The 16,193-nt window shown below is 67.9% G+C and carries 16 protein-coding genes; 4 read left to right on the top strand and 12 right to left on the bottom strand.

The genetic code is table 11. The features are described from left to right. Genes holA through ACG3SL_RS19075 form a run of 4 tightly spaced genes read right to left on the bottom strand, consistent with a single transcriptional unit; the run spans position 1 to position 4,471 of the window. On the bottom strand, positions 1–1,023 hold the full coding sequence (gene holA / locus ACG3SL_RS19090) for a DNA polymerase III subunit delta (protein ID WP_448662738.1): 1,023 nt from the start codon (positions 1,021–1,023) through the stop codon (positions 1–3). Then, complete coding sequence (gene lptE / locus ACG3SL_RS19085) at positions 1,020–1,511, bottom strand: LPS assembly lipoprotein LptE (RefSeq protein ID WP_448662737.1); 492 nt, start codon at positions 1,509–1,511, stop codon at positions 1,020–1,022. The genes holA and lptE overlap by 4 nt, the downstream gene beginning before the upstream one ends. Next, positions 1,508–4,024, bottom strand: coding sequence for a leucine--tRNA ligase (leuS, locus tag ACG3SL_RS19080; protein WP_448662736.1), 2,517 nt, complete (start codon positions 4,022–4,024; stop codon positions 1,508–1,510). Before leuS ends, lptE begins: the two co-directional genes overlap by 4 nt. A 15-nt stretch (positions 4,025–4,039) precedes the next feature. After that, complete coding sequence (locus tag ACG3SL_RS19075; protein ID WP_448662735.1) at positions 4,040–4,471, bottom strand: DUF3576 domain-containing protein; 432 nt, start codon at positions 4,469–4,471, stop codon at positions 4,040–4,042. 196 nt (positions 4,472–4,667) lie between these two features. On the opposite strand from ACG3SL_RS19075, the gene ACG3SL_RS19070 reads away from it, so the two are divergent. Further along, a complete protein-coding gene (locus ACG3SL_RS19070; protein ID WP_448662734.1) occupies positions 4,668–5,405 on the top strand; it encodes a hypothetical protein in 738 nt (245 codons plus the stop codon). On the opposite strand, the gene ACG3SL_RS19065 is transcribed toward ACG3SL_RS19070, so the two are convergent. Then, entirely contained in the window at positions 5,402–5,899 is a 498-nt protein-coding gene (locus tag ACG3SL_RS19065) for a thiamine phosphate synthase (protein WP_448662733.1), read from the bottom strand. The genes ACG3SL_RS19070 and ACG3SL_RS19065 overlap by 4 nt on opposite strands. A 58-nt stretch (positions 5,900–5,957) precedes the next feature. Here ACG3SL_RS19065 and ACG3SL_RS19060 point away from each other — a divergent pair, with 58 nt between their 5' ends. Continuing rightward, the gene (locus ACG3SL_RS19060; protein WP_448662732.1) at positions 5,958–6,626 is read left to right on the top strand and encodes a YggS family pyridoxal phosphate-dependent enzyme; all 669 of its coding nucleotides are present in this window, start codon (positions 5,958–5,960) and stop codon (positions 6,624–6,626) included. Beyond that, entirely contained in the window at positions 6,623–7,285 is a 663-nt protein-coding gene (locus tag ACG3SL_RS19055; RefSeq protein WP_448662731.1) for an HAD family hydrolase, read from the top strand. The genes ACG3SL_RS19060 and ACG3SL_RS19055 overlap by 4 nt, the downstream gene beginning before the upstream one ends. Positions 7,286–7,836: 551 nt before the next feature. Here ACG3SL_RS19055 and ribA read toward each other — a convergent pair. From ribA to ACG3SL_RS19035, 4 genes are all read right to left on the bottom strand, one after another. Continuing rightward, positions 7,837–8,892 carry a GTP cyclohydrolase II gene (gene ribA, locus ACG3SL_RS19050; protein ID WP_448662730.1) on the bottom strand — a complete coding sequence of 352 codons (1,056 nt, stop codon included), beginning with the start codon at positions 8,890–8,892 and terminating at the stop codon, positions 7,837–7,839. Beyond that, complete coding sequence (locus ACG3SL_RS19045; RefSeq protein ID WP_448662729.1) at positions 8,889–9,671, bottom strand: exodeoxyribonuclease III; 783 nt, start codon at positions 9,669–9,671, stop codon at positions 8,889–8,891. Before ACG3SL_RS19045 ends, ribA begins: the two co-directional genes overlap by 4 nt. A gap of 311 nt (positions 9,672–9,982) precedes the next feature. Continuing rightward, entirely contained in the window at positions 9,983–10,597 is a 615-nt protein-coding gene (locus tag ACG3SL_RS19040) for a LolA family protein (RefSeq protein WP_448662728.1), read from the bottom strand. An 87-nt stretch (positions 10,598–10,684) separates the two neighbouring features. Continuing rightward, positions 10,685–13,009, bottom strand: a complete 2,325-nt coding sequence (locus ACG3SL_RS19035) for a DNA translocase FtsK (RefSeq protein WP_448662727.1) — start codon at positions 13,007–13,009, stop codon at positions 10,685–10,687. Positions 13,010–13,109: 100 nt separating this feature from the next. On the opposite strand from ACG3SL_RS19035, the gene ACG3SL_RS19030 reads away from it, so the two are divergent. Next, positions 13,110–14,327, top strand: coding sequence for a UbiH/UbiF/VisC/COQ6 family ubiquinone biosynthesis hydroxylase (locus tag ACG3SL_RS19030; protein WP_448662726.1), 1,218 nt, complete (start codon positions 13,110–13,112; stop codon positions 14,325–14,327). A gap of 57 nt (positions 14,328–14,384) precedes the next feature. Here ACG3SL_RS19030 and ACG3SL_RS19025 read toward each other — a convergent pair whose 3' ends face one another. The 3 genes from ACG3SL_RS19025 to ACG3SL_RS19015 are packed head-to-tail and all read right to left on the bottom strand — an operon-like array spanning position 14,385 to position 16,071. Continuing rightward, positions 14,385–14,576 (bottom strand): Trm112 family protein, encoded by a 192-nt coding sequence (locus ACG3SL_RS19025; protein WP_448662725.1) that lies wholly within the window; start codon positions 14,574–14,576, stop codon positions 14,385–14,387. After that, a complete protein-coding gene (locus tag ACG3SL_RS19020; protein ID WP_448662724.1) occupies positions 14,573–15,181 on the bottom strand; it encodes an LON peptidase substrate-binding domain-containing protein in 609 nt (202 codons plus the stop codon). The genes ACG3SL_RS19025 and ACG3SL_RS19020 overlap by 4 nt, the downstream gene beginning before the upstream one ends. Next, positions 15,178–16,071, bottom strand: coding sequence for a tetratricopeptide repeat protein (locus ACG3SL_RS19015; RefSeq protein WP_448665172.1), 894 nt, complete (start codon positions 16,069–16,071; stop codon positions 15,178–15,180). The genes ACG3SL_RS19020 and ACG3SL_RS19015 overlap by 4 nt, the downstream gene beginning before the upstream one ends. Positions 16,072–16,193: the final 122 nt, after the last annotated feature.

Below are 16,193 nucleotides of genomic sequence, written 5' to 3'. Positions count from 1 at the left end.
CTATCCCCGTGCCCGGGCGGCGGCGCGGGCGATCGTGGTGCATTCCGCTTCGGCCAGCACTTCGCCCGCGCTGGCGCTGCGCATCATCGCGCGTTCGGTGACGCGTACCCGGTCGATCGCGCGGGCAATCTGCGGGGCGCTCCAGCGGCGCAGCGCGCGGCCCATGGCGGCCTTTTCGCGGAAGAAGATGCGGTGCTTTTCCAGCACATCGTCGACGCTCGCGCCCGCATCCATATCGGCGCGCAACTCGGCCAGCGTCATCAGGCGCCGGGTCAGCTGGCGCAGCAAAGGGATCGCCGAACTGCCCGCCTCGCTCAGCCGCGCCAGTTCGGCGCCGATATCCGCCACGCGCCCGTCCAGCACCGCGTCGATCGCCGTAAACAGCTCGGCATCGCCCAGATCGGCGCCGATCGCGTCCAGCGCCGCGCCATCGGCATCGCGCGGGCGATCGGGGGCGGCGTCGAGGAACAGTGCCAGCTTCTCAATCTCGCGCGCCAGGATCGCCCGGTCGCCCCCGGTCGCGTGCGCCAGCCGCTGCGGGACGTCGCCCGTCAGCCGCAGGCCATGCTCGCGCGCCACCGTCGTCGCCAGCCGCGTCGCATCAATGCCTTCGGGCACGTAACAGGCATGCGCCACCGCCAGCTGGGCCGCGATCGCCATCTTCACCAGCTTGCCGCTGGCCTTGAGTCCCGGTCCGATCGCCACCACGGGGTTTCCCGCGCGCTCGGCGGCCAGCAGCAGCGTGAGTGCCTCCAGCGCGCCTTCCTCGATCCCCGTGACGCGGATGAAGCGCACGGTGCCGAACAGCGACATCGACGCGGCCTCGTCCGCCAGGCGCCCCGGCTGCTCGCGCAGGCCTTTCATGTCGATATCGACGCGCTCGGCATCGGGGCCCAGCGCGCGCGCCAGCCGCTCGGCAAGCTCGGACGCACCGGCCTCATCCGGCCCGTGGAACAGATAGAGCCGCGTCTGCGGGTTCGGCTTGTCGACAGCGGCGCGAATTTGCGTCGCGTTCGCCTTCATTGCGGGGGCGTCGCCCGGGCATAGCGGGCGATCCGCGCGACGATCTGGTCCGCGACGATTCCCGAAAGCCGCTCCAGCGCGCTCTTTTCAGCCGCGATCGTCGCATATTCCGAACCGACCACGTCGATGCCGGCATCAGATCCGGCAGTCGCATCGAGCAGCACGGTGCCGTTGCGCAGATCGATCAGCTGATAGCGGGCGCGCAGCGTCCGCCGTTCGCGCGCCACGCTGTCGTTCCGGCGCACGCCCAGCCCCGAAATCTGGTCGTCCAGCGCCACTTCCAGCCGGAATCGCGGGGGAATCCCCTTGGTATCCAGTCGGTCGCGCAGCGCATTGGCGACCAGCCAGCCCGACTGGCCCTGAATCGGTGCCACATCCACCGCCGCCAGCGTTGACTGGACGGGCCCGGCCGCGCCGCCGCCATACAGCGGCCGCAGCCCGCAGCCCGAAAGCGCCAGCGCGGCGGCGAGGAGGGGCAGCATCCTCATGCGACGATATTCACCAGTCGGTCGGGCACGACGATTACCTTTCGCGGGGCTTTGCCTTCCAGCGCACGAACGATCTTGTCGGACGCCAGTGCCGCCGCTTCGGTATCTTCGCGCGACAGCCCCTTTGCCAATAGCAGCGTGTCGCGCAGCTTGCCATTGACCTGGATGGCTATCGTCACTTCGTCATCGACCAGCAGCGCGGGATCGACGTCGGGCCATGCCGCATCGGCGACCAGCCCCGCATTGCCCATCGCCGCCCATGCTTCCTCGCACAGATGCGGGACCATCGGCGCGACGATGTGCACCAGCGTGCGGATCGCGGCCGTGCGCGAGGCCGAGGGTGCTGCCTTTTCGATCGCGGCGGTCAGTTCGTAGAGCTTGGCCACCGCCTTGTTGAAGGTCAGCGCCTCGATATCCTCGGCCACCCCGGCAATCGTGCGATGCAGGCGCTTGTCGAGATCCTTGTCGGCGCCCTCGGCACCGGCCTGATCGGCCAGGCCGTCGAACAGCCGCCACAGCCGCTGGACGAAGCGCCAGGCGCCCTCGATGCCGTTTTCGCTCCACTCCAGGTCGCGCTCGGGCGGGCTGTCGGAGAGCATGAACCAGCGGACCGCGTCGGCGCCGTACTGGTCGACGATCGGCTCGGGATCGATCGTGTTCTTCTTGGACTTCGACATCTTCTCGATGCGGCCCACTTCGATCACGTCGCCCGATGCGATTTCGATCGCCCCGGCGCTGTCCTTGCGGATTTCGTCGGGCGACAGCCATTTGCCGCCGAGAGTCTTGTACGTCTCGTGCGTCACCATGCCCTGCGTGAACAGGCCTCCGAACGGCTCCGCCACGTCGAGCTTGCCGATATGGCGCAGCGCGCGCGTGAAGAAGCGGGCATAGAGAAGGTGGAGAATCGCATGCTCGACCCCGCCGATATACTGGCCGACGGGCAGCCATTGCTCGGCCACGGCCTTGTCGAATGGCCTGTCCTTCGGCTGGCTGGCGAAGCGTATGAAATACCAGGACGAATCGACGAAGGTGTCGAGCGTGTCGGTCTCGCGCCGGGCGTCCGCGCCGCATTGGGGGCAGGGGACGTGCTTCCAGGTCGGGTGCCGGTCCAGCGGGTTGCCGGGCACGTCGAAGCTGACATCCTCGGGCAGCACCACGGGCAGCTGGTCGCGTGGCACGGGGACCGCGCCGCAGCTGTCGCAATGGATGATCGGGATCGGCGTGCCCCAATAGCGCTGGCGGCTGACGCCCCAGTCGCGCAGGCGCCATACGGTGGTGCCGGTGCCCCAGCCGCCTTCTTCGGCGCGCACGATCACCGCGCGCTTGGCGTCGGGGACGTCGAGCCCGTCGAGGAAGTGCGAGTTCACCAGCGTGCCGGGGCCGGTATAAGCGGCATCGTCGCGGAATTCGGGATCGGTCTTGTCGCCTTCGGAGACGACGCGGCGGATCGGCAGGCCGTATTTGGTCGCGAAATCGAAATCGCGCTGGTCGTGCGCAGGCACGCCGAACACCGCGCCGGTGCCATAGTCCATCAGCACGAAATTGGCGATATAGACCGGCAATTGCCGTGTTGTATCAAAGGGATGCGCGGCGGTGATGCCGGTATCCCAGCCCAGCTTCTCCTGCGTTTCCAGCTCGGCCGCCGTGGTCCCGCCCAGCTTGCACTGCGCAATGAAGGCGGCGACATCCGGGTTCGTCTCGGCCAGCGCCTGCGCGATCGGATGATCGGCGGCGACCGCGACGAAGCTCGCGCCGAACATCGTGTCGGGACGCGTGGTGAACACTTCCACGCTGCCGCCGTCGGACAGGGCGAAGCGGAACTGTAGCCCCTCGGACTTGCCGATCCAGTTTTCCTGCATCAGCTTGACCTTGTCGGGCCAGTGCTCAAGCCCCCGCACGCCCTCCAGCAGGTCGTCGGCGAACTGGGTGATCTTCAGGAACCACTGGCTCAGCTTGCGCCGTTCGATCAGCGCGCCGGAGCGCCACCCGCGCCCGTCGATCACCTGTTCGTTGGCGAGCACGGTCATGTCGACCGGGTCCCAGTTGACTGCCGATTCCTTGCGATAGACCAGGCCGTTCTCGAAGAAATCGAGGAAGATCGCCTGTTCGTGGCCGTAATAATCCGGCTCGCACGTCGCGATTTCGCGCGTCCAGTCGAGCGCGAAGCCCAGCCGCTTGAGCTGCGCCTTCATCGTCGCGATGTTGGCGCGGGTCCAGGTGCCGGGATGGACCTTCTTTTCCATCGCCGCATTCTCGGCGGGCATGCCGAATGCGTCCCAGCCCATCGGATGGAGCACTTCCATGCCCTTCATCCGGCGGAAGCGCGCGAGCACGTCGCCCATCGTGTAGTTGCGGACATGCCCCATATGGATGCGCCCCGAAGGATAGGGGAACATTTCCAGGACATAGCTTTTGGGCTTGGGCGAATCGTCGCGCGCGGCGAAAGTGCGGGAATCGTCCCACACCTTCTGCCACGCGGCGTCCGCCTTCAAGGGATTGAAGCGCGACGCCATGCTATGAATCCAGTCTTAGTTGACGATGGTGGCGCGGCGCAGATCGCGGGCGCGGGTGAGGATGATGTCCTCGAGCTTCTGGACGGTCGCCGCCTGGACCGGGGCCGAAACCCACTGGCCGCCACGATTGATCTCGCGCAGCGCCGCGACGCGCAGGGCGTCGGCGCGCAGGTCCTGGTCGAGCACAGTGACGGTGACCTTCATCCGCTCGGTCGGGGTGTTCGGATTGACGTACCAGTCGGTGACGATCACGCCGCCGTTGGAATCGGTCTGGAGCAGCGGCATGAAGCTGAGCGTGTCGAGCGACGCGCGCCACAGATAGGAATTGACGCCGATCGTCGTGACCTTCGACGCCGCCAGATCGGCATTGGGCCGCTTTTGGCCACCGCATGCGGTGATCGAGAGAGCGAGCGACCCCAGGATCGCGGTGCGCAACAGGCGGTTCATCGACACATTCCTAAAGGCAAATAGAGAGCGGGGAGCATCTATAGGGGCTCGTGTGGCGGGAGCAAGGCGCGCGAATCGCTTTCGCCGGAGAGAAATGCGGCGAATCTGTGGGGTTGTTGCAACAGTGAGTCTAAAATTTATACCGTAGGTGGAACCTTGGTTCGCACTTGTGGTAGTCGCCTCTCACGGAAGAGGAATGCTAATGCACGTGTCGCGCTGGATGACGGGATTTGGACTGGGGGCGCTCTGCGTCGCCGGGACCATCCTCGCGCCGGCGCTACAGGCGCAAGAGAGCGGTCGGGCGGACCATATGGTGGCAAAGCGGCTTGCAGCCGTGGCGTCGGCACGCGGTGGTCTCGACACGTTCACCCCCGCTGCGGCGGACCCCAAGCTGGCGGCGATTCTCGCGCGCAGCGGCCTGCCGCAGAGCGGCTTTCGCTTCACGCCCTCCGATTCGGTGACGCGCTCCAGCCGGGCGGTGACGCTGGCGGTGCGGGCGCGCTCGACGCGGGCGGTGCAGGGCGATCGCAATGCCGCCAACGCGGCCCCCGCAGTCAGCCTCGCGCCGATCGCCTATAATCTGGGCGTCTCGGTCGGCTGGAAGCGCTTTGCCGTGTCGGGTGAGCTGACGCGCGTCGATCTGGTCACCGAACCGGGCAGCCGTGAGCGCGCCGATCTGGGCATCAGCTATTCGGGCAAGCGCATCACCGGGCGCGTCCAGGCTGCGGCCGATCGTCCGCTGGCGAACACGCCGGTGCTGATCGGCGACAAGCCCAGCTATTCGATCGACCTTGGCGGCTCCTATTCGCTGACGCGCAACCTCGATGTGACGGCAGGGCTGCGCTACAAGAGCGAGCAGGATCGCCTGCCGCGTCTCGAGGCCGAGCGCCGCGAGAGCCAGGCGGTCTATGTGGGCACTGCCTTCCGCTTCTAAACCGGACGTGAGGTCCAGGCGTCGATCGCCGCCCATCCATGGACTCCCAGCCCGTGTAGCGACCGCGCCCGCGCGGGGTTCATCCCCCCCAGCGCGATGACAGGCACGCCCAGCCCGCGAATCATCAGCCCCAGCCGCACCCGGCCCAGCACCGCCGCGCCGGGATGCGATCGCGTGGCGAACACCGGCGAGACGAACAACGCATCCGCGCCCGCGCGAATCGCGCGGATAGCCTCGACCCGCGAATGGGCAGGCGCGGTGTGAAGCCCCCGCGCCGGGCGATTCCCATGCGCGCCCGCCGCCCCCCGGCCCAGCGGCGCGGCACCCGCGCGCACCAGCACCAGCCGCCGCCGCCGCGCGACACGCGCGACCTTAGCAAACATCGCCCGCCGTTCGCTTGGCGGCAGCCCATAATGCCGGAACACCACGCCACTCCCGCGCGGCAGGCGTTCCAGCGCGTTCCACAGCGCGTCGCCCATGCGTTCGTCGGTCATCAGCCAAAGGCGCGGGAGAGGGTGGCGGGCGGGCATCGCGGACCCTATAGCGCACCCCATGCCCGCAGACGACGCCAGTCAGCGGCTTGCCGAAGTGCAGGGCGCAATCGCCCATGCCGCCCGGCTCGCCGCCCGCCCGCCCGAATCGGTGACTCTGATCGCCGTGTCCAAAACCCATGATGCCCCGGCGATCCGCCCGCTGATCGCCGCCGGCCAGCGCGTGTTCGGCGAGAACCGCGTCCAGGAGGCGGCGGGCAAATGGCCTGCGCTGCGCGAGGAGACGCCGGGAATCACCGTCCATCTCGTCGGCCAGCTCCAGTCGAACAAGGCGGACGAGGCCGTCGCGCTGTTCGACGCGATCCATTCGGTCGATCGCCCCTCGCTGGTGACGGCGCTGGCGCGGGCGATGGACAAGGCCGATCGCCGCCCGGCCTGCTTCCTCCAGGTCAATATCGGCGACGAGCCGCAAAAGGGCGGCTGCGCGGTCGATGCGCTCACCGCGCTGCTGGCCGAGGCGCATGCGGCGGCGCTGCCCGTTGCGGGCCTGATGGCGGTGCCCCCGCTGGAGACCGAGGCCGCACCCTATTTCGCGCTGCTAGCCAAGCTTGCCCGCGATCACGGGCTGGACGGTCTCAGCATGGGCATGTCGAGCGACTACGCCACCGCCATCACCATCGGCGCGACGCATGTGCGTGTCGGCACTGCTCTGTTCGGGACGCGCGCATGAAGTTCGACGCCATTCTCTTCGACTTCGACGGCGTGCTGATCGAGAGCGAATATGCGGGCAACCGCCAGATTGCCGAATTCCTGACCAGCATCGGCCACCCGACTACGCCCGAACATTCGATGGCGCATTTCATGGGGCTGGCCGGCGATGCCTTCCAGGCGGCGGTAGAGAAGTGGATCGGCGGCCCGCTGCCCGAATCGTTCCACGCCGCCCGCGCGATCGAGGACCGCCGTGCGCTGGAAGAGGGGATGCCCGAAGTCGCCGGTGCGCTGCGCTTCCTCGAGGGCATGCCCGCCGATCTGCCCCGCGCCATCGCCTCGTCGAGCAGCACCCACTGGATCGAGACGCACCTGAACCATCTCGGCGTGCGCGACCTGTTCGGCGACAAGATCTTCTCGGGCCGCGAGCATGTGACGCGCGGCAAGCCGGCGCCCGACCTCTACCTCCACGCCGCCGCCGCTTTGGGCGTGCCGATCGAGGATTGCGTCATCCTGGAGGATTCGCCGGTGGGGGTGACGGGCGCAGTCGCCTCGGGCGCGACGGTGATCGGCCTGTGCGCGGGATCGCACTGCGCGGCGGACCATGCCGAGCGGCTCCGTGCGCTGGGGGTGCAGCACATCGCGCACGATTTCGACGAAGTGGCGCGGCTGATCGGGTAGAAATGGCCTATCTGGACGGACGCCACACCAATTGGGGATGCATAGCCGCGCTTGCGGTCGCTACCCTTGCTGGCGTGCCTTTAGTGGGCGTTTTTGCGCTGACCAGCGGAGGCTGTGAGGGGGTTCCCCCGCCATGCAGCACGAGCGCTGGCTGGACATTTCTCGTCTTTGGAGTCCCCATAATTGTAGGCATCTGCTCGATGTGGGCGACCAACAGGGCTGTGGCCGCACGACGTCGGAGCGGATCTGAAGAGCCGGCGTCCGATAGCGGTGCGGCCGAAAGCAGAGACGGCACCTAGAAAGTCGCGCGAAGACGCGATGATGTTTCGCGCAGAGGCGCAGAGAGCGCAGAGGGTTGCGGTACTCGGTCTCTGCGCTCTCTGCGCCTCTGCGCGAACAAATAAAGCCTTCGGCTGGCAAGGCGTAGCGCCACCTGCGGTGTGCCAGACGGCGCCCCGCACCCAGCGGTACTCCTGCGAAAGCAGGAGCCCAGGATAGCGGCGTGCGGAGCAACCCTCGGCTCCTGCCTTCGCAGGAGCGCAAGCCTGGCCCTAAAACTCGTGCCCCGTCCGGTCGCGCTTGGTCGCCAGGTATCGCGCATTGTGCGGGTTCGCCGGCAGCACGTGCGGCACGCGTTCGATCACGTCCACGCCCGCCGCGCGCAGCGTTTCCACCTTTTGCGGATTGTTGGTGAGCAGCCGGATGCGCGGCTGGCCCAGCAGGCGCAGCATCCGCGCCGCCACCCTGAAATTGCGCGCGTCCACGGCGAAACCCAGCCGGGTGTTCGCATCGACCGTGTCGAATCCCTGGTCCTGGAGCGCATAGGCGCGCAGCTTGTTGATCAGGCCGATCCCGCGCCCTTCCTGTCGCAGGTAGAGCAGGATGCCCCAGCCGCTCCGCGAAATCTCGGCGATCGCGGCCTTTAGCTGCGGGCCGCAATCGCATTTGAGGCTGCCCAGCATGTCGCCGGTCAGGCATTCGCTGTGCAGCCGCACCAGCGGCGCCGCGCCACTCGGCTGGCCGATGACCAGCGCGACATGCTCGCCCGGCATCTCGTCGGTGCGGAACGCGACGATTTCGCTGTCCTCGGCCATCTCCACCGGAAGCCGCGCGCGCCCGACGATGCGCAGGCGATCGGCGTCCTCATGCGCGTCTATGTCCGCCGGGGTGATCGAGTCTTCGGCCGGACCCTCGGCCACGAAAAAGGCGGGCAGCAGCCCCGCAATCCGCGCCAGCCGCAGCGCCGCTTGCGCCGCATCTGCCTGTGCCACGGGAATGGCGCGGAACGGCCCCTTCAGCGGCGTCGCCAGGTCGAATTGCGGGTCGGCCAGCGCGGTCGCAGTGTCGAAATCGAGCCACGGCACGCGCGCGACCAGCACCGGCGCGTCGGGCACCGCTGCGTCACGCTGGTTCGCCAGCTTGAGCGTCGCCGCGCGCCCGGCGGACAGCAGCACCGGCGCCGCGCCCTCGGGATCGAAAGCGCGCAGCCGCTCGGCATCCGCCGTCTCGATCGCGAGCAGTCGCAGCGTCCCCGCATTGCCCCGAATCGCGACCGGCCAGCCGCGCCGCAGCGCGTCCACCGCCAGCGCCGCGCTACGCGCGCTCAAAAGGCGAACTCGGTGACGATCGGCACATGGTCCGAGGGCTTGAGCCAGCTGCGGCACGGTTCACACACCTTGTGCGCGGTCGCCTGTGCCGCGACTTCGGGGCTTGCCCACATATGGTCGAGCCGCCGCCCGCGATCGCTCGCCGCCCAGTCCTTGGCGCGATAGCTCCACCAGGTGAAGCAGCGCTCGGGCGCGGGGATGAAGCGGCGGCCCAGGTCCACCCAGTCATGCGCCGCCTGGAGCCGGGCCAGCGCCGCGACTTCGACCGGCGTGTGGCTGACCACGTCGAGCAGCTGCTTGTGGCTCCACACGTCGCATTCCAGTGGGGCGATGTTGAAATCGCCGGTCAGGATCGTCGGCACCGCAAGGCCCTGTGACCATTCGGTCATGCGCTGGACGAAATCGAGCTTCTGGCCGAATTTGGGATTCACCTCGCGATCGGGCACGTCGCCGCCGGCGGGGACATAGACATTTTCCAGCCGTACGCCGTTGGGCAGCCGCACGCCCACATGCCGCGCCTCCTGGTTCGCCTGCCAGTCGAGCCGGTCGTCCTCGACCACGGGCACTTTGCTGACGATCGCGACGCCGTGGTGCATCCGCTGGCCGTGCTTGATGACATGGGTGTAGCCCAGCGCGCGGAACGGTGCCTCTGGGAAATCGCCGTCGATGACCTTGGTTTCCTGGAGGCACAGCACGTCCGGCGCCTCTTCGCGCAGGAACTGTTCGACGATGTCGATGCGGAAACGGACCGAGTTGATGTTCCAGGAGGCGATCTTCATGGCGCGCGATGTAGAGTTTCGCGAGGCGCTGTACCAGCGGGGCCGCCAGAAAAGGAAAGGCCCCCGCTCCGGGGGCAATGGAGCGAGGGCCGACCTAGCGTTCGTCACGCAGGCGGGAAGTGGGTTCGATCCCGGGCAACAGGGGGAAAAATCCCGGCTATCGCCCCACATCCGCAGCTTCGGTCTAGTGGGGGCAACCTGTCGCCAGCATGAACGAAATGCGGCTTTTGCCGGGCCTTTTCATGCTGGCGGTTCATTGACCCGAACCCCAGGCGGGGCGGGCGGTCTGCGTCGCGCCTTGCGACCTCGCATCAGCGCCCGCGCGGACCCTTTGGCCGGGGGTCGTTCCAGCGGAACGCGCTGTCCGCGACGGCGGTGTTGAATTGCTGGCCGCTGAGCCGGACGGTGGTGCGATTGTTCTGCGAATCGAGCGCGACCCACCCCTGGAGCATCAGCCCGCCGGGGGCCGCGGCGTTCTTCTGGAAGATCATGGTGATCCGGCCATATTCGGGATGGTTGGGATCGTTGACTTCGATCGACACCACGCGCGGGTCGCCGGTGGGCTGCAGCTTGGCGAATTTGGTGATGTCGCGCTTGGGATTGAGCAGCACCGCCAGCGGCGAATTGCCGATCGGCCAGCGCTCGACCTGACGCACCTGGTAATCGATGAAATACAGGCTGTTGCCGTCGGCGACGATCAGCTGGGGCACGCCCTTTTCATACTGGAAGCGGATCTTGCCGGGGCGCTTCAGCGTCATCGTGCCGGTGACCACCCGGCCATTGCGATCGGTCTGGCTGAACCCGGCGGTCATGCTGGTGACGCTGGTCAGGTGCTGCTGCACCTGCGCGAGTTCCGGGGCGGGCGCGGCGGCGACCAGCGCGGGGGTGGCAAGCGCGAGAGTCAGGGCGAGGGGACGTGCAAACACGTGGGTCTTCTCCGATAACTGGGCAGCGCCCTTGGCGGGGGCGGCTTGAATGTCGCGTGAACCCGCCCGCGCGCGAAACGATCCGTCTTAGAGCTGCCGCCCGTCTGTATCCATCAGCACTTCGCGGCGGCCGACATGGTCGGGGCGCGAGACCAGCCCGTCCTTTTCCATGCGCTCGATCAGCCGCGCCGCCGAGTTGTAGCCGACGCGCAACTGGCGTTGCAGCCACGATGTCGACGCCTTCTGGCTCTCCGCCACCAGCTGAGTCGATCGGCGATACAGCTGGTCCTCGGGCGAATCATCGCCTTCGGGCGCGCCGTCCAGGCTGAAGCCGCCATCCTCGGGCTCTTCGGTGACGGCGGTGATGTAGTCGGGCTCACCCTGCGCGCGCCAGAAATCGGACACCGCCTGGACTTCGTCGTCGCTGACGAACGGCCCGTGCACGCGCACCAGCTGCTTGCCGCCGGGCATGTAGAGCATGTCGCCCTTGCCCAGCAGCTGTTCGGCGCCCTGTTCGCCCAGGATGGTGCGCGAATCGATCTTGGACGTGACGTGGAAGCTGATTCGCGTCGGCAGGTTCGCCTTGATGACGCCGGTGATGACGTCCACCGACGGGCGCTGCGTCGCCATGATGAGGTGAATGCCCGCCGCGCGCGCCTTTTGCGCGAGCCGCTGGATCAGGAACTCCACTTCCTTGCCCGCCGTCATCATCAGGTCGGCCAGCTCATCGACGATCACCACGATCTGCGGCAGCGCCTGGAGGTCGAGCGTCTCTTCCTCATAGATCGGCTTGCCGGTGTCGGCGTCATAGCCGGTCTGGACCTTGCGCCCCAGCTTCTGCCCCTTGGCCTTTGCCTGGCGGACCTTGTCGTTATAGCTCGCCAGGCTGCGGACGTTGACGCTCGCCATCATGCGATAGCGGTCCTCCATCTGCTCGACTGCCCATTTCAGCGCGCGCACGGCCTTGGCCGGTTCGGTCACGACGTCGGCCAGCAGATGCGGGATGCCCTTGTACATGCTGAGTTCGAGCATCTTGGGATCGATCATGATCATGCGGCACTGGTCCGGGGTCAGCCGGTAGAGCAGCGACAGGATCATGCAGTTGAGCCCAACCGACTTGCCCGATCCCGTGGTGCCCGCGACCAGCAGGTGCGGCATTGGCGCCAGATCGGCGATCACCGGATCGCCGGCGATGTTCTTGCCCAGCACCAGCGGCAGGCTGGCGCCCTGGTCCTCGAAGCTCTGGCTGCCGATCAGCTCGTGCAGGTTCACCGATTCGCGCTTGGCATTGGGCAGCTCGATGCCGATCACGCTGCGGCCGGGAATCGTCGCGACGCGCGCGGAAATCGCGCTCATGTTGCGGGCGATGTCGTCGGCCAGCTGGATGACGCGGCTGGCCTTGATCCCGGGGGCGGGCTCCAGCTCGTACATCGTCACCACCGGGCCGGGGCGGACCTCGACGATCTGGCCCTTGACGTTGAAATCGTCGAGCACGCTTTCGAGCAGCCGGGCGTTGCGCTCCAGCGCGGCCTTGTCGACCATGGGATTGGTGTTGGCCGGTGCGGGCTTGAGCAGGTCGAGCGGGGGCAGCGCGGTATAGGCGTCCTTGAAATCCAGGCTGCTCTGTTGCGGCGACTTGGTCTTGGCGGGGGCGGGGGAGATACCGCGATCGGCGATGACGGGGCCGGGCCGATTGTCGGGCACCACCACTTTGCGCGGTTCGCGTGGCTCGCGCATCTCGGGCAGGTCGCGGGGCTCGCGCAGGTCGCGCGGCTCGGGGGCGCCCAGCAACGACGGCTTGCCCATCCCGCGCAGGCTGGGCAGCCGGATGCCGCGCTCGGGCAGCGAAAAGTCCAGGCTGCGCGCCCAGATCCACAGCCCGGCCAGCCCGAACACCAGCCCCAGGCCGCGCCCGGCCCAGAATCCGATCACCGGATCGCCGGCGAATCCGATCGCCCAGTTGAACGCACCCGCGATCGTCAGTCCGATCACGCCGCCCCAGCCTCCGACCAGCCACAGCACCGCATCGCTCGAAAAGAACGCCAGCGCCGCCGCCATCAGCACCACGCCGATCACGACGCCGCGCAGCATCCCCGCCCAGTTGCCGAGCGGCCGATCCAGCCACAGCCGGTTCGCGACGATCAGCCCGACCGGCGCGATCAGCGCCACCGGCAGCCCCAGCGTGGCGAGCAGCGCATCGGCCACCCAGGCGCCGATCAGCCCCAGCAGGTTGCGCACCGGCCCGCCCGACGCGGTGTTCAGCGACGGGTCCTGCGAATGATAGGTCAGCAGCGCGAGGACGATCGCGATCGTCGCCAGGAACACCAGAGTCCCCGCGATCACTGCGCCGCTGCGCCGGGCGCCGGCCTTCATCGTGTCGCGGAACTGCGACGGTTGTGCCCGGGTCGCCATGCCCAGCCTCCAGATTTTCAGGGGTGTGGGAGAAAGCATCGCCTGTGGCGAGTCCCGCGTCAAGGCTGGTGCCCGGCCACTGCCGTGCTAAAGACGGCGAATGGAAAGCGCAGATGTCCTCATCCTCGGCGGCGGCCTGGTCGGGAGCGCGCTTGCGGTCGCGCTCGATGCCCATGGCCTGACCTCGATCGTCGTCGATCCCGCCGATCCGGCAACCATCCTCGCCCCCGGCCATGACGGCCGCGCCTCGGCGATCGCCAGCGCGCCGATGCGCATGTTCGAGGCAATCGGCGTCAGCGAACGGCTGGCAGGCAAGGGGTGCCCGATCCAGGGCATCCGCGTGTCCGATGGGCTGGAACCCGGCAAGCTGGATTTCGCGCCGGGCGAAGGCGAGACGGCGCTCGGCCATATGTTCGAGAACCGCGTGCTGCGCACCGCGCTGTACGAGGCGGCAGTGGCCGCGCCGCGCGCCGATATGCGGATGCAGACGCGCGCGCTGTCGGTCGAGCGCGGCGAATTCGGCGTGACCGCACAGCTCGATTCGGGCGCCACCATGCGCGCATCGCTGCTCATTGCCGCGGAGGGGCGCAATTCGCCGACGCGCGAGAGTGCGGGGCTCAAGGTCGCGCGCTGGACCTATGATCACGCCGCGATGATCGCGACGATCAACCATGAGCGCAGCCACGAGAATATCGCGTTCGAGATCTTCTATCCCAAGGGGCCGTTCGCGATCCTGCCGCTGCTCGACGATGCCCATGGCCATCGCTCGGCGATCGTGTGGACAGTCGATGCCGATGAGGCCTCGCCGATGCTGCGCATTTCGGAGCGCGCCTATCTGGCCGAGCTGGACAAGCGGATGGGCGGGTTCCTCGGCACGCTCAGCAACCTGTCGGCGCGGACCAGCTATCCGCTGGGCTTCCACCATGCCGCCTGGATCACGGCGAATCGCCTGGCGCTGGTCGGCGATGCGGCGCACGGCATCCATCCGATCGCGGGGCAGGGCGTGAATGTCGGCTTCCGCGACGTGGCGACGCTGGTCGAGGTGCTCGTCGACGGCAAAAGGCTGGGGATGGACCTGGGCGACCCGCAGCTGCTCGCGCGCTATCAGCGCTGGCGCGGGCTAGACACCTTCTCGGTCGCGCTGGCGACCGACGGGCTCACCCGGCTGTTCGGCATTCCGGGCAAGACCGCCGCATCGGTGCGCCGCTTCGGCCTCTCGGCGGTGGATCGCATCCCGCCGCTCAAGCGCATGTTCATGGCGGAGGCCCGCGGCGAAAGCGGCGACGTGCCCAAGTTGTTGCAGGGCGAAATGGCCTGAACGTCCTGCTCCTCCGCCAAAAGCGGAGGAGGCTAGCGTAAGGCGCCGTTTGTTTATTCAGCTGGCGTCCGGCACAGCCTCCGGCGTCACCCGCCGCCCCGCCTCGGCCAGCAGCACCGGCACGCCCTCGTGCACCGGATAGGCGAGCCCGGCCTCGTCCGACACCAGTTCCTGCGCCGCTTCGTCATAGCGCAGCCTGGTCCGCGTGACCGGGCAGACCAGCTTGTCGAGCAGCCACGGGTCGATCATTGCAGCGTGGCTCCCTCATCGCCGTGGCGACCGAAAAATTGCATCAACTGAACGATCAGTTCCGCCCGGTCGCGCAGCGAATCGGCTTCGAGCAGCGCCTGTTTGGAGGCGATGTCGAACGGCGCGATCTGGGCGATGCCGTTGACCAGCGATTCGTCGTCCAGCCGCGTCACCGCTTCCCAGTCCACGGCATAGCCCTGGCTGTCGGCAAAGCGGCGCGATTCCATTTCCAGCGAGGCGCGGTCGGCCATCGGCAATATGCCGCCATCGCCTACCGGCTCCAGCATCGCCTCGACCTGGCGGAATGGCGTCGTCACGTCGAGCTCGCGCACGATGGTGAATCGGGCCAGACCTTCGAGCACGATGTCGAATCGCCCGTCGGACAAGGCCTCGACTTCGGCGATTCGCCCGACGCAGCCGACATCGAACAGCGCCGGCGGATCGCCTGCGTCGCGCGGCTGGACCATGCCGATGCGCCGGTCGCGCGCCAGTGCGTCCGACACCATCGAACGATAGCGCGGCTCGAAGATGTGCAGCGGCAAGTGCATCCGGGGGAACAGCAGCGCCCCGCCCAGCGGGAACACCGACAGCCGCGTCGCCGTCATCCGAACAGGATCGCGGACAGCTTGCGCCGTTGCGCCGAAACCCAGGGGTCTTCCAGCCCGACCGCCTCGAACAGCGTCAGCAGCCGCTGGCGCGCCGCGCCTTCGTTCCACGTCCGGTCCTCGGCGATCATCGCCAGCAATGTCGCGGCGGCGGCATCGCGGTCGCCCGCCGCCATCTGCCCGCCGGCCAGTTCATAGCGCGCATCCATGTCGCCGGTCGCGGCGGCCTGCGCGGCGAGGCTCGACAGGTCCTCTACCGGCTGGGCCTCCCTGGCGATCGACAGCGCGGCGCGGGCGCGCTCGATTTCGGGAGCCTTGGCCGCATCCTCGGGCAGCGCCGCCAGCGCGGCCTCGGCCTCGTCGGTCCGGCCCAGCGCCACCAGCGCGCGCACGCGCCCTGCCGCGACCTGCGCATGGTCGGGCGCCATTTCGGCAAGCTGGTCGAACACCGACAGCGCGCGCGCGGCGTCGCCTTCCTGCAGCACCTGCTCGCCCATCGCGATCAGCGGCTCCAGCTCGGCTTCGATGCTCGTCGCTTCGCTCTCCAGCGGCAGCTGGCGCAGGATCTGGTCGAGCATGGTGCGCAGCTGCGTCTCGGTGCGCGCCGACGTGAGGTCGGCGACCAGCTGGCCCTGGAACATCGCATAGACGGTCGGGATCGATCGCACCTGGAACTGCGCCGCGATGAACTGATTCGCGTCGACATCGACCTTGGCCAGCTTCACGCCCTTGGCGGCGTAATCGGCGGAGACCTTTTCCAGCACGGGAGTCAGCGCCTTGCACGGCCCGCACCATTCGGCCCAGAAATCGATGATGACCAGGCTGGTCATCGAAGGCTCGACGATATCGCGGCGGAATGCGTCGACGGCTTCCTTCTCGGCGGGGGTCATTCCAAGCGTGGCCAAGGCGCGGCTCCTTCACGGGGGCTAAAGCGGTGATCCGGGTTCGGCGGCTATGTGGGGGTTTCCGCGCAAAGCGCCAAGCCTTTTCCAAAAGTGCGATTATGGGGTTG

The organism is Sphingomonas degradans, assembly GCF_053502645.1.
Note: the sequence above shows the minus strand (reverse complement) of the source record. Positions and strands in the feature narration are given on the sequence as shown.

Coding starts and splice junctions, on each gene's coding strand:
- holA (WP_448662738.1), bottom strand. CDS start 1,023: ATGAAGGCGAACGCGACGCAAATTCGCGCCGCTGTCGACAAGCCGAAC.
- lptE (WP_448662737.1), bottom strand. CDS start 1,511: ATGAGGATGCTGCCCCTCCTCGCCGCCGCGCTGGCGCTTTCGGGCTGC.
- leuS (WP_448662736.1), bottom strand. CDS start 4,024: ATGGCGTCGCGCTTCAATCCCTTGAAGGCGGACGCCGCGTGGCAGAAG.
- ACG3SL_RS19075 (WP_448662735.1), bottom strand. CDS start 4,471: ATGAACCGCCTGTTGCGCACCGCGATCCTGGGGTCGCTCGCTCTCTCG.
- ACG3SL_RS19070 (WP_448662734.1), top strand. CDS start 4,668: ATGCTAATGCACGTGTCGCGCTGGATGACGGGATTTGGACTGGGGGCG.
- ACG3SL_RS19065 (WP_448662733.1), bottom strand. CDS start 5,899: ATGACCGACGAACGCATGGGCGACGCGCTGTGGAACGCGCTGGAACGC.
- ACG3SL_RS19060 (WP_448662732.1), top strand. CDS start 5,958: ATGCCCGCAGACGACGCCAGTCAGCGGCTTGCCGAAGTGCAGGGCGCA.
- ACG3SL_RS19055 (WP_448662731.1), top strand. CDS start 6,623: ATGAAGTTCGACGCCATTCTCTTCGACTTCGACGGCGTGCTGATCGAG.
- ACG3SL_RS19045 (WP_448662729.1), bottom strand. CDS start 9,671: ATGAAGATCGCCTCCTGGAACATCAACTCGGTCCGTTTCCGCATCGAC.
- ACG3SL_RS19035 (WP_448662727.1), bottom strand. CDS start 13,009: ATGGCGACCCGGGCACAACCGTCGCAGTTCCGCGACACGATGAAGGCC.
- ACG3SL_RS19030 (WP_448662726.1), top strand. CDS start 13,110: ATGGAAAGCGCAGATGTCCTCATCCTCGGCGGCGGCCTGGTCGGGAGC.
- ACG3SL_RS19025 (WP_448662725.1), bottom strand. CDS start 14,576: ATGATCGACCCGTGGCTGCTCGACAAGCTGGTCTGCCCGGTCACGCGG.
- ACG3SL_RS19020 (WP_448662724.1), bottom strand. CDS start 15,181: ATGACGGCGACGCGGCTGTCGGTGTTCCCGCTGGGCGGGGCGCTGCTG.
- ACG3SL_RS19015 (WP_448665172.1), bottom strand. CDS start 16,071: ATGACCCCCGCCGAGAAGGAAGCCGTCGACGCATTCCGCCGCGATATC.